Annotated in this window: 11 protein-coding genes and 2 tRNA genes; 2 read left to right on the top strand and 11 right to left on the bottom strand. The window is 42.6% G+C overall.

The features are described from left to right. Positions 1-73 precede the first annotated feature (73 nt). The 4 genes from F607_RS28560 to F607_RS0107225 are packed head-to-tail and all read right to left on the bottom strand — an operon-like array spanning position 74 to position 3,171. On the bottom strand, positions 74-337 hold the full coding sequence (locus F607_RS28560) for a YeaC family protein (RefSeq protein ID WP_038290462.1): 264 nt from the start codon (positions 335-337) through the stop codon (positions 74-76). Between the two features lie 44 nt (positions 338-381). Beyond that, positions 382-1,269: a rhomboid family intramembrane serine protease gene (locus F607_RS28555; RefSeq protein WP_051311050.1), complete on the bottom strand. Its 888-nt coding sequence runs from the start codon at positions 1,267-1,269 to the stop codon at positions 382-384. A 14-nt stretch (positions 1,270-1,283) separates the two neighbouring features. Beyond that, the gene (locus F607_RS0107230; protein ID WP_027707556.1) at positions 1,284-2,273 is read right to left on the bottom strand and encodes a metallophosphoesterase; all 990 of its coding nucleotides are present in this window, start codon (positions 2,271-2,273) and stop codon (positions 1,284-1,286) included. 13 nt (positions 2,274-2,286) lie between these two features. Further along, positions 2,287-3,171, bottom strand: coding sequence for an NAD(+) kinase (locus F607_RS0107225; protein ID WP_027707555.1), 885 nt, complete (start codon positions 3,169-3,171; stop codon positions 2,287-2,289). Positions 3,172-3,414: 243 nt separating this feature from the next. On the opposite strand from F607_RS0107225, the gene F607_RS32610 reads away from it, so the two are divergent. Continuing rightward, positions 3,415-4,407, top strand: a complete 993-nt coding sequence (locus F607_RS32610) for a DUF1853 family protein (RefSeq protein ID WP_051311048.1) — start codon at positions 3,415-3,417, stop codon at positions 4,405-4,407. A 6-nt stretch (positions 4,408-4,413) separates the two neighbouring features. Here F607_RS32610 and F607_RS0107215 read toward each other — a convergent pair whose 3' ends face one another. The 3 genes from F607_RS0107215 to F607_RS0107200 form a co-directional block, all read right to left on the bottom strand. After that, positions 4,414-5,355: a 1-aminocyclopropane-1-carboxylate deaminase/D-cysteine desulfhydrase gene (locus F607_RS0107215; protein ID WP_051311046.1), complete on the bottom strand. Its 942-nt coding sequence runs from the start codon at positions 5,353-5,355 to the stop codon at positions 4,414-4,416. 93 nt (positions 5,356-5,448) lie between these two features. Then, positions 5,449-6,762: a hypothetical protein gene (locus tag F607_RS28545; protein WP_051311042.1), complete on the bottom strand. Its 1,314-nt coding sequence runs from the start codon at positions 6,760-6,762 to the stop codon at positions 5,449-5,451. A 348-nt stretch (positions 6,763-7,110) separates the two neighbouring features. Next, positions 7,111-9,135, bottom strand: coding sequence for an NADPH-dependent 2,4-dienoyl-CoA reductase (locus F607_RS0107200; RefSeq protein ID WP_027707553.1), 2,025 nt, complete (start codon positions 9,133-9,135; stop codon positions 7,111-7,113). Between the two features lie 113 nt (positions 9,136-9,248). On the opposite strand from F607_RS0107200, the gene F607_RS0107195 reads away from it, so the two are divergent. After that, positions 9,249-10,274 carry an AraC family transcriptional regulator gene (locus tag F607_RS0107195; RefSeq protein ID WP_027707552.1) on the top strand — a complete coding sequence of 342 codons (1,026 nt, stop codon included), beginning with the start codon at positions 9,249-9,251 and terminating at the stop codon, positions 10,272-10,274. A gap of 384 nt (positions 10,275-10,658) precedes the next feature. On the opposite strand, the gene F607_RS0107185 is transcribed toward F607_RS0107195, so the two are convergent. The 4 genes from F607_RS0107185 to gspL all read right to left on the bottom strand — a co-directional run bounded on the left by F607_RS0107185 (position 10,659) and on the right by gspL (position 12,931). Further along, a tRNA-Asp gene (locus F607_RS0107185) sits at positions 10,659-10,735 on the bottom strand. 38 nt (positions 10,736-10,773) lie between these two features. Then, positions 10,774-10,849 (bottom strand) — tRNA-Val (locus tag F607_RS0107180). Positions 10,850-11,081: 232 nt separating this feature from the next. Continuing rightward, entirely contained in the window at positions 11,082-11,570 is a 489-nt protein-coding gene (gene gspM, locus F607_RS0107175; protein WP_027707551.1) for a type II secretion system protein GspM, read from the bottom strand. A gap of 17 nt (positions 11,571-11,587) precedes the next feature. Beyond that, the gene (gene gspL, locus F607_RS0107170; protein ID WP_027707550.1) at positions 11,588-12,931 is read right to left on the bottom strand and encodes a type II secretion system protein GspL; all 1,344 of its coding nucleotides are present in this window, start codon (positions 12,929-12,931) and stop codon (positions 11,588-11,590) included. Positions 12,932-12,936 lie beyond the last annotated feature (5 nt).

Below are 12,936 nucleotides of genomic sequence, written 5' to 3'. Positions count from 1 at the left end.
ATTCCTTTTTTTGTACCGATAAAGGTCTTATACCTTTTATTTAGGTTTTGTATAAATCACGGGAGAAGGTTTATTACTTTATTTTTACAGTCTGTGGCTGACGATCCGCTTGCTCAGTGTCTAGCTTGGCTTGACTGGCACATTGCTGGCTCATAAACCCCGTGTGTTGATCTGCAGGTAAGTGCTTGTGCTCGTAGGCAATGATCGCTTGCAAACAAAGCTCAACTTGAGATTGTTCAAGGACACGACCATCTGGCCACTTTCTAATTTCTACTGCCGTTTTTAAGCGCTGGTAGGTATCTGCATCAATTTGGTTAATGAGTTGCGAAAAGTCCATAGATTCTCTCAGCTATCACGAAAAAAGTGCCTTTTAGAGGTGCTTTAACATCGAAGCGCATTATCTGGATTATAACGGCCTCGAAATGCCGCAAACAAGCAACCAGCTAATAAACCCACGGTATGGGCTGTATTTGCCACATTACCAAAGCCTATCACAGCTAAAATATCTGAGTAACCAATCACCAACCAGACGAGCATAAACATATAGATACTTTGAGGGATGGAAAAGCTCACGTTGGCCAGCTTTTCTCTCACCCAACAGTAGCCTAACAAGCCATAAACAACACCCGAAAAACCACCAAAGATGGGGTGGTCCATTGACATTAAATATTGTCCAAGGTTAGAAAGAAAGCCGACAAATAGCACTAAGCCAAACATAAGGCCACTACTGTCTTTGTTTTCGATACGCCGGCCCAGCACATAGAGCCAAAGCATATTGAAGATGATATGGAGCCAGCCAAAGTGCAGGAAAATTGGTGACAACAAACGCCAATATTGATGGTTTGTAAACACATCACCCATTGATGCAGCTAATACATAATTGCCTATTAGGGTAAAGTCTACAAAGGTCAGCCACGACACGACTTGATAGTTACTACCAAGCCCAGTCATCGCGGCTACAAATAAGTTAATGACTAAGAAAAAGGCTGTTATTGGGAAAAGGCTTAACTGGCTGATTGAGAACTGTGCGCTTTGAGTAGGTTGTGGCGGAGGATTATCAATCACAGCCTGGTAACGTGATAAATCTAACTCCCCACACTGAACCTGCTGAAACCAGTGTGAAACCTGATGTTGCTGGTCTTCTGTCACCAGCCATAATACTTGCTGCCCCGATTCTTCAGTGATTTTGTGCTTCACCCCCTGGTGAAACAAATACAATGAGAATGAACGTAAGTCCTGTTCAGCAGGGACCTCAAGCAATCGCATCATAGCTATTCTTCCTTTTAGCGAGGCACAAAAGGGCTTCGCGGCTCCACTTCAACCCATACAAACTTCTTTTTATCTAATACCGTTTCATTATCCATACGATAAGCCACTAACTTGCCGTATTTAACTGCACTGTAGTCAAGGCATGCAATGTTTGGACGAATGGGGTGTGGCACGCCCATTTGCCAGTAATGCCCCACAAATAAAGGCTTTTCGTTTAGCTCATAAACAAACAAGCGGTTTTTATCTTCAGCTGTGAGCATTTCTGCTGCCACGGCTGGTGGCAACGGATCTGGCTGAAAGATAACGTCCTGGTATGTTTCTGGGTCAGGATGCCAAAAGTGCGCACGAAACCTATTGCGAATATAGCCATCCTTACTCTCAATTTTTATGCCTTTTGGCAGTGGAATATCTATGCCACGAATAAGACGACTAACGCAGTACTTTTCAAAGCTCCGAGAAACAATGGTTTGATGTAAAAAATCATCGTCAATAGTTGCTCGCTGATAGCGGCTCCAAAAAGCCTCTACCAGTCGTTGATCCCAACATGCATGCACCACCCGAAATTGAGCAAACTCTAAAAATAAGGGCAGCTCTTTAAACCATTGTAAAAACATTTGCCACTCTTTAGGGTGACAAGCAAATTGTTCTAAAGTTTCCGCAATGAGACGGTGGTGTCGAGGGTTATGCTCTCGCAAGTATGATCGTCCACTGCCCTCAAGTGCTGGTGTACAGTACGCTAACGCATTGAACTCATGATTACCCATGACAATATGCGCCTGATCATGATCAACCATGTCTTTTACAATATGGAGTGCATCACGTATACGAGGGCCTCGATCTACAATATCTCCCATAAATATGGCTTTGCGTCGAGGGTGGCGAAAGCAACCACGATATTGTCGATAACCTAACTTTTTTAACAAAAGCACTAATGCACGAGCACAGCCGTGAATATCACCAATTAAGTCATACCCATCAGCAGTATCTGCCGTAATCCAACTCATATAAATCTCAACCTCATCCCTCTCCTAAACGATTGCCCCACCCTAGTTTACGTCGACACACTTCATAATAATTATGGTTCAAGGGGTGGATGAGTTTTAGACGCTGTGGTTTCTTTGCCACGGTAATGGTATCAGAGGGTGATGCTGGAATATGCACCTGACCATCACAAATAACTTGTGGGTAGGTGGTATTGTGTCCACTAATAGCAATTTTGATTTCTGTGTTGCCATCCACCACAAGGGGACGACTGGTCAAAGTATGCGGAAACATAGGTACGACCACAATGGCATCGAGTTTGGGATGCATGATTGGACCGCCACCTGATAAAGAATAACCCGTTGAGCCCGTAGGCGTTGAAATAATAAGACCATCTGCGCGCTGGCTATAGACAAACTGCCCTTCTATATAAACTTCAAACTCGATCATTCGCGCAACTTTACCAGGGTGTAACACAACATCGTTCAATGCATCTGACTGGCCAATAGGCTGGCCTTGACGCTTAACCACAGCTTGCAATAAGAAGCGGCTCTCCATGATGTATTTACCCGCCAGTACTTCACCGACACGCTGCTCGATTTCATCCGGGTGAATATCTGTCAAAAAGCCTAGCCGCCCTCGATTAATACCAAGCACAGGCACTCGGTAGCGGGCCAGTGCTCTTGCTGCGGCAAGCATACTTCCATCGCCTCCGATAACCACTACCAAGTCACAAACCTCACCCATCATATTATGGCTACACACCTGAAGCCCATGCCCAGGTAAAACATCAGCAAGAGGTTTGTCCAAAATGACATGGACCCCTTCAGAGAGCAGAAATTTTTTTAATCGCTTCAGAGTCTCAACGACCTCTGCACTGCCTAGTCGACCGATAACACCGACATGCTTAAATTGCTCCATAACACTCCGTGATAACAGGCTACTTGTTTTGACTGATTGTCACTGGCTCAGCGCATAATGTCTACCTTCTAGAATTACTTGCAGCTAAAACCTGAATTATTACGCTTTGTTTAATAACTTTAAGTTGTGCGGTACTCTTAATCTATAGGCAAAATAAACAACATATGCATAATATAGCTTTCGTGCATATATGTTTGAGTTATGAGGGTATCTCAATCTACAAGCCTAAAATACTGATTACTAATGACTTACCGAATTGAACAGTTATTTCAAGACTTACAGTGGATTAATCAATCCCCTGTTATTCTCTTGCCTTATGGTCAAACTAATACAGCTTCACCTTTCTTTTTAGAAAGACCTTTTTGCGACCACACCATCTCTTGGCAACAAGATCAACTTGAAGTACTTCAGTTAGCGTTACAAAAGAAACAAAACTACCGTCTTGGGCATTATTATGAAACGCTGGTCCATACGTTATTACAACATCAACCAAAGGTTCACTTTCTAAAACATAATATCCCAGTCCACTCTGCAGGCCGAACATTAGGAGAGTTTGACTTACTTTACTTTGATCAAACAGTAAATCATTGGATACATCGTGAACTTGCTGTGAAGTTTTATTTAGGTGTGCCCAGTCAAACAAAACAAAAATCAAGCTCATGGCATCAATGGGTGGGACCTAACTGTCAAGATAGGCTTGATCTCAAAGTCAATAAAATGCTGACTAAGCAATTAAGACTGAGTGAACAACCAGCAGCAAAGTTAGAGTTAAAGCAGTTAACTAAGCAAACAGGACAACCATTACAAGAGAATGAGCCTATAAAAGAAGGTATGCTACAAGGTTACTTATTTTATCCTTATCAACAGTATTGTCCCCCACCCAAACAGGCCAACCCTCAGCATCTTACCGGCGATTGGGTCTCTGTCAGCAAATTAACTGATTATTTAGCGACCCTCACTGAGTCATACAAATTAAAAGATCAACTGGCGTATATTCCTCTCGCCAAATTAGAGTGGCTTTCCACTGTTCATCGGCAAGCTACCAATGAAATAAAAGGCTTTATGAGTGACGCAGCTTTACAGCAGTCCATGCTGCAACGGTTTGCGCTGGCTCAACCACCACAGTTAATTGCAGCCTGCTATCAAGGGCGTCATTTTTTTAATGAGTTAAGGCGTTTTTTTGTTGTTGCTGACCAATGGTTAGATAAGGCAATAGCCTCTTCACAAGAAAGGTAAAAGACTTCATTTATAGTATTGTGGAAATCCTCTGCGCCCTTGTAAACCTCCACTGTGAATGATGAGCACTCGACTTCCTGCTGGTATTTCATCTCGCTTTATGCCCTCAAGCACTCGCCATACAAGCTTACCTGTATAAATAGGATCTAATGGCAAAGCATAGTCCTTTTCGATTGATAAAATAAACTGGTGAAGCTGTTCATTGGTTTTGCCATAGCCTCCCCAGTGACCATCTAGCCATAAATGCCACTGTTTTTTTTCTTCAAGCCCTGAATCCCGTAAAAAGCCTTCGATAACACCCTGAAGAAATCCCCCACCTTTAAGCACAGGCACACCAATAATTTGTTGATGATTAGCAGCACCTTTTATTAACCCTGCTAATGTTCCCCCCGTACCACAGGCTGCAAAAATATAGTCAAACTGTTTTACCTGTTCATTTTCGGCAATTTCCTGTGTACCTTGTACTGCTAAAAGGTTACTTCCCCCCTCTGGTACCCAGTAAACAGATCTACTGTTATCAATAAACTGATTTGCCAGTATGCTTCGCTGTTCAGGCAGGTGTTTTTCCTGATAAGACGCTCGATCCAAATAAATGAGCTGCATCCCCATCTCAGCGGCATCTTTAAGTGTTGGAGATAACAACTTGGGCTTATGCCCTCGAATAAAGCCCATTGTTTCAAGCCCCAAGTATGAGCCTGCCGCTGCCAAGGCATGAATATGATTTGAAAAAGCACCTCCAAAGCTCGCAATACAGTCAGCACCATGGGTAATTGCTGCTCTAAGGTTATATTTCAACTTATACCACTTGTTACCTGAAATCTTTGGGTGTACTAAATCCAAACGCAGCACGTCCAGTTGAATATTTTTTTCACGGGCTAAAGAGTGAGAAAGTGACTGAAAGGGAGGTATAAATGTGGGGAATTGAGAGTTAAAAGTGTCAGTGCACATAATCGGATAAGTATTATAAAAACCCTATTATATGCACTGCAACTGGTATTACCAAAACTAGCCCAAAATACTAGCTTGCTTAAATTTTCTAAACTAAGCCAGCTGTAAATCCGTTACATTATTTGGGGCTGATTCCTTGTCATTTTTATGATGCTCACAGCGGTTTGAATCACCATCGATAAACTGCCCTGGCATATCAATACGCTTGACAGGCTGGCCGCAGCTCTTTCCATCCTCACCTGCCGCTTCACATCGTGACGATTCATAGTGACGACGCCACTTTAAATAGTGCTCTTTGCTGACAAAACACTTTGCCGCAACATAAGCAATATTATCTTCTAGATAACGCTCTACTTCGTTGAGTGGAATAGTGACATGCCCAACACCTGGATGATAGGCAACAAATATCACCCCTTTTGCAGCCAGCTGATCAAGCAGTTGGTGAGGGCTACCACTCTGCAAACGAGCAATTTCTTTATGTAAGTCTTTTATTTCAGTTTGTTGCTGCTTATCAAGCTCTTCTAAATACTCTTGCTCAACTTCTTTAGCACGTAGCTGCTCTTTTAACTCTTGCGTTGCAGAACGAACCTTAGTTCTAATCTGAAACTCTAATTGCTGCTGCATTGTTGCCAGCTCTGCACGGCTCTGCTGCTCAATTTCTTTTAGCAGCTGTGTCATTTCGTTACGACTTTCTTGAAACTGTTGTTTTTGATTTTCAAGTTTCATAACCAGTGCGCGGTTTTTATTAGCTAACTGTTCATTAGCTTGCTTTGCTAACGCTAATTCTTGCTTATAACGTGCAAGCTCGTGGCTAAACTGTTGCTTAAGACGCGCTATTTCTTCTTTGCTTTGCAATGCCAGTTTAGCCAGTTTTTCTTCATGCAACTTAACTGCCTTGATAGCACGAGCCGCAGCTAACTGAGTTGGCTCTGGTTCATTGTTTTGAACCAGTTTAACGACAGTTGTGTTATTAATGTCTGTAAAAAGGCGCAACCGGTTACGTTTAGCGGCCGCTTTTAGTAGCACAAGTTCATTAACTGAAGCATTCTGACGATAGTCCCATAGACTGGCATGATGCCAGTTCACAGGACAATTAGTCCGAGTGGCCAGCCGGATAGGTCCTGCACCTAAGTTAGGGCCTTTATCAGCCACAGATGACATATGCTTTAATGGCACATTCCAGCTGCGATCTGCCATACCCTCTCGATCAAAATCCAAGAGGAATAAAACAGCCGCAGTTACATGCAAATTTGCATCAATTTGCACGTAAGCACCTTTAACTGTTTGAGTTTTAAATTCTTCTAAATGAACGACACCGTCAAGAACTGCTTCAAACTCAGACATAAGCATTTGTTTGCAAATGCCTTTTGTGTTGAAAAACATGACTGCTTCAGCGAACTTATTCAAGGCGAACTCCTTTTACCTTGTAAGAAAATAGGTAATACCAGCTTGTTATCATAACGATTCACTACACCAATGAAATGACCAGGTTTAAAAAACAACAAGCCACTCATTTTTACAGATTAGTTCTCGGTCACCCTGAGAACTAATCGAAATAACGATATGCAAAATTATTTCTACTTTTCAGATAGTTAGCTTTGCACGTTCGCCTCATTGTAGTGAAACTACTGCACAAAAAATGTGATTTCCATAGCAATAGTTCGTTTAAAAAACAACCAGTTATCGATAGCTAAGCGGTAAATAATTCAAACAGTCGTGTTAACGCTTTGTTTTAATTAGCCTTTAATAGCAACACTATAACTTAGCGGCTAACTCAGTTCCCTGAGCAATTGCGCGTTTGGCATCCAACTCTGCCGCTTTATCTGCACCACCTATCAAATGCACACTCATGCCTGCAGAAGCTAATGGTTGATAAAGGGCTTGATCAGGATCCTGGCCAGCACAAATAATAATCGACTCTGCTGCTATAAACGATGGACTTCCCCCAACCGTTACATGAATTCCATTCGCTTCAATCCGCTCATACTGGACGTCATTCATCATCTCAACACCGCGCTGTTTAAGCTGTGCGCGATGAATCCAGCCCGTTGTTTTGCCAAGATTTTTGCCCACTTTTGACTTTTTGCGCTGTAATAAAAAGACCTTACGCTCGGGACGAGAATGATCCGAAGCAATAATGCCACCTCGCTCACTGACTGAAAGATCAATTCCCCATTCATGGCAAAATGCCTGAGGTTCTGATGCCTCTGAAGACTTATGGGTTATATACTCTGCCACATCAAACCCTATACCTCCTGCGCCAATAATTACCACGTTATTCCCAACAGGCTTCTGCTTTTTAATCACATCTAAATAACTCATCACTAAAGGATGCCCAATACCAGGAATTTCAGGGGTTCGAGGAGATACTCCTGTGGCTAAAATAACTTCATCAAACTGCTGCGCAATTAAATCATCAGCCTTAACGGGCACTCCTGTTTTCACACGCACACCCGCCAACTGTAAACGTTGGGTAAAATACCTTAACGTTTCATGAAACTCCTCTTTACCAGGTATCTGTTTGGCTAAATTAAACTGTCCACCAATTTGATCACTTTGTTCAAAAAGTGTTACTTCATGACCTCGTTCTGCAGCAGTACAGGCAAAGGCAAGTCCAGCTGGGCCAGCACCAACAACCGCTATTTTCTTTGCTGCTCCATTCACAGGACGAATAACCAGCTCTGTCTCATGGCAAGCGCGTGGATTAACCAAACAGCTGGTCAGCTTCATTTGAAAGGTGTGATCAAGACAAGCTTGGTTGCAGGCAATACAGGTATTAATAAGGTTTGAATGTCCTTCAGCTGCTTTATTGACAAAGTATGCATCCGCTAGGAAAGGACGCGCCATAGAAACCATATCTGCTTGGTTAGCTGCCAAAATATTCTCTGCTATTTCTGGGGTATTGATACGATTGGTTGCGATCACTGGAATTGTTACTGAAGGGCGCAGTCTTGCTGTAACTTCTGCAAAGGCTCCCCGAGGAACCATTGTGGCAATTGTCGGCACTCTTGCTTCATGCCAGCCAATGCCAGTATTGATCAAGGTTGCACCTGCCTGCTCAATCGCCTGAGCCAGCGTAACTACTTCATCCCACTGGCTGCCACCTGGCACTAAATCCAACATAGAAAGCCTGAAAATGATGATAAAGTCTTCTCCAACAGCTTCTCGAGTACGCCGAACAATTTCAATAGGAAATCTGATGCGTTGATTAAAAGCGCCCCCCCATTCATCATCTCTTTGGTTCGTCGCCGCCACGATAAACTGATTAATCAGGTAGCCTTCAGAACCCATGATTTCTACACCATCATATCCCGATTCTTTTGCGAGCTGGGCACATTGTACAAAGTCAGAAATTTGTTGCTCTACTTCTTCTGAAGTCAAAGCATGAGGCTTGAACGGGTTAATCGGTGCCTGAATTGCAGAAGGTGCAACATTAGCGGGATTGTATGCATAACGCCCCGCATGGAGAATTTGCATACATATTTTACCGCCAACATCATGGACTGCCTGAGTAATAACCTTATGTTGCGCCACCTCTTTGCTATTGGTCAATTTTGCTGCTCCCTTTAGAACAGCACCCACTTCATTCGGACTGATGCCTCCTGTCACGATTAATCCGACACCACCTAGTGCTCGCTCTCGGTAAAAGGCAGCCAAACGCTCAAAACCATTAGGTCTTTCTTCTAATCCTGTATGCATTGACCCCATTAACACACGATTGGCTAACGTGGTGAACCCTAAATCAAGTGGTTTTAGTAAGTGAGGGTAATGTTGATTCATGATCACTCCTAATCAGGCATTCATTTGTTTTTCTGCGGCTTACCATAAATCTGTCTTATAATGCCGACAATGATTAAGAGTGACACTTTACTGACCATGATGAGCAGGTACTGATGAAGTTAGGTAATGTTTCAGTAACCTATATAGAGACACTGGCTAATGCAATTCGTCGCTGTGGCAAAAGGCCTGAACCTTTATTAAATGAGTTTGGGTTAGCACTGCCAACGCTGAATGATGAACAGCAGCAAGTGAGTATTGCTCGGTTTATGCATCTGGGGGCTGCAGCAATTACATTAACTCAAGAACCCTACCTTGGCTTAATAATGGGACAACATGCTCCCATCCAGCAGTGGGGCTTAGCTGGCTTATTAGCAATGAGTGCACCCAATCTAAAAATGGCGATAACAGCATTGATAGATTATGAATGCCTAACCAGTGAAAGTGTGCGAGGGGAGTCTTTTATTGAATATTCAGGAGACAGTTGTCATATAAACTTTTACAGTATTTCTCCGTATACGGTTTATAACCAATTTATTGCTGAGTCTGTTTTACTAAGCTGGTTAAAAACGTTGCGCTGGCTTGCTAAACCTGAAAATCTTCTGGCAGAGGTATTCTTTGAGTTTCCTGCACCAGCCTATGCCAATCAGTTTAAACAGTTTTTTAAGTGTCCAGTCTACTTTTCTCAACCATTTAATAAGCTAGTCATCTCTGTATCATCTCTTACACAGAGTAATCGGTTTAGACATCATGTTATGTATAACTCGCTACTGGCTGTATGCGAGCAAAAGAAAAAACAACTCACCTTTTCTGCTCGATGGCAGGAACGCGTCGCTCGTATCCTTTCACGGGAACTGCATGGAGGTCAGCCCACACTAGAGTTCACTGCATCACAGTTAGGTTTATCTCAGTGGACACTGAGACGTAAACTTAATGAAGAAAATACGTCTTTTCAAAAATTACTCAATCAAACCCGGTTGGATTTAGCGCTTAACTATGTAAAAGAAACACCACTTAGCTTTTCAGAAATTGCTTATTTATTAGGCTTTTCATCCCCAGAAGCCTTCCAGCGAGCATTTAAACGTTGGACTAAACAAACTCCTGGTCAAGTACGACAAAAAGAGTCAAATTACTCTTCATAATCCAAAGGAAAATCTACAGGTGTTTCGTGTTGCTCTGCCAGTTCAAACCAGTCTTCTGACTGTTGTTGTTGCTCTAACAGCTCCTCAACATAATCTTCCATTTAAGTGCCCTCTATTTGTGCAAAAGTTATTAATACCGATCACTATGCGTACATCAAAGGTTTTATACACACCACTCTTGTATTTGAGGCAGCCAAAAACCACCTGGCTTGCAAATGCTACGTTAAAGATCAGCAGGTAAAGTAAGGCAATAACTAAGCCACTGTTGAGAATAGCTTAATAAAGTAAGCTTTGGTAATTAAATGCTAGAAATGGAGTTCATGAGACTAGAAAACTTGATTTAAAGCATGAAGTAGTAATGAGGGGATTTAAGATCTTTAGATATGGCGGAGCGGACGGGACTCGAACCCGCGACCCCCGGCGTGACAGGCCGGTATTCTAACCAACTGAACTACCGCTCCACATCTTATACTGTGTCACTTGCTCTACTAACCTGACGTGGTGGGCAGGGAGGGGTTCGAACCCCCGACCCTCGCCTTGTAAGGGCGATGCTCTCCCAGCTGAGCTACCTGCCCGACAGGTGATGCGCATTCTACTGGTATTTTTCTCAGAGTCAACAGTTAATATATTGCCTGACAATCTAAAAACTATGCTTTACTACTAAAGCACTCCAGTACTTTTATATCGAGCAGAATTTACCCTCCTTCACAAATCATTTTTATACACGTAATCCATAACACTTATTTGTCCGAGTATAAAACAACCGCCGTATAAGCAAGGCACCGTAAGCGCATTATTGATAAGACTTTACATAGTAATACTCAGATAGGCTCTTACCATGCCAGCTTCATCTTGAGCATCAATCCTAATTTTATCGATAGAAAAGTGATATTGATTATGCAAGTTAATGACCCACGCCAGTAGCTTCTGATAGGCAACCTTGTCCATCCATACTGTCACACCCTCATTCGAAGGTTGTACCCGACTTAATTTAATGCCTTGTTGCCTGGCTGCTCCAGTGACGACTGCTGATAATTTATCTCGTGAAACCTGCTGCACACCCTGACTTGTACTTTGCCTAGCTGCTTGCTCATTCGCCTGAATAAAAGCAAGCGTATCCATATTTGACTGATACTCCTTGCGGGACTCATCAGACCACTGCATGATCGGTTCCCAAATCAACATGTACACCACAGTTAATGTGACAGCAACAACCATAATGACCAAAGCGCGCCGATCTCGCTCTGGCATTGCATTTAACTGTGCAGTTATTTTTTCCTTGAAAGGTGATGCCATACTATCAATCTACCTTGCTATGCTTGAATATTAATACGTGCTAAAACAGTCTCTTTTTCTTGATTAGCTGTTTCCAGCTTGGCACTCATACCCCGTTGCTTTAACTGATTGACATAAGCATCCAATACTTCATAACTCTTAGCATTCACTTCAAGCATTAGAGAATTACCAGAACTATTAAAGTCCAGGCTTTTAGGTTTTATTTGCTGGCTCCCCAACTGCTGGGTGACTGATGAAACATCTACCAGTAATTTGATAAATACCCCCTCACCACCTGAAGAAGCATTTTGTTTCATCCGGCTTGTCATACTGTCTTTAAGGTCAAAAACATTGCGTGCATTCGGATATATCGAACGAAAAACTTCCTCTGCCTGTTGGTGTAAAGCATCACTTTGCTGGCCAAAGTAAATGGCCTGCCCTAAATGCAGACCTAACGTGACAACCACCCAGGTTGCCGCCAAATAGATAACACTTTTCCACTTCGCAAACCCTGCACCACTGTCAGCACTCACGGAATATTGGTTTTGAAAGAGGTTAATATATTTTTGGCGGTTTTGATTCTGTAAAAAACTGCGACACAAATAATGAAAAATAGCACCCTTTAACGCAGAAAATTCCAGCTCAATTTGGTACTGCTGCAACTGATGTTCTAACTGTTTTAATAATCGTTTTATTTCTAAAGTAACAGGCTTAGCTACAGTCACTTTTAGCCGAGTATATCCTGCCGACATTGCCAATGTAGGGTCATCCTCAGCATCAATCATACGATACTCAGCGGGGTTTTCTAATACCGTTTGTAACGTCATTGGTAAAATGGAAGTGTCTACACTAAAGTAGTTGTCTTCTGGAATAGCCATTAAAGCTTTATCCCCTTCAACAACAACCTGTATAACTTCTGAAGAGGTGGTATTGACTAACTGAGCCTCAGAGATACAAAGATAAGGGTTCAGCGCCAAGTCAGAAATAGCCGCAAACAGTTTACTCATTGACTCATGCGCAATAGCCGCAACAGGAAGCGTTCCTTCATTCACCTGGCTATTGGTGACAATAAGCATATCATCCACATCATTAACCAAGTGATCTTCTAGCATATAGGGCAAAGCTTGCTTTATATGCTTCATTTGAGCTTCACTGACAGGCACTTTCACCAGTAATGCCTGATCACCTGGCAAAATAAACACTGTCTTCGCCTGACCTAAAGCGTTTTCTTCAGCAAGCGTTTCCTCTATCGATAACAAGCTTCCTTTAGCGGGACCACTAATAACCTCACCTTCACTGGAACACAGCAGCCACTCAGTATCAATGTCTGCAGGGTCTTCACTAGGTAGAGATAAAATCCGTACAAAAAGGTGACGTTCCATACCAA

The sequence above is a fragment of the Zooshikella ganghwensis DSM 15267 genome (assembly GCF_000428585.1).
Classification (GTDB): domain Bacteria; phylum Pseudomonadota; class Gammaproteobacteria; order Pseudomonadales; family Zooshikellaceae; genus Zooshikella; species Zooshikella ganghwensis.
Note: the sequence above shows the minus strand (reverse complement) of the source record. Positions and strands in the feature narration are given on the sequence as shown.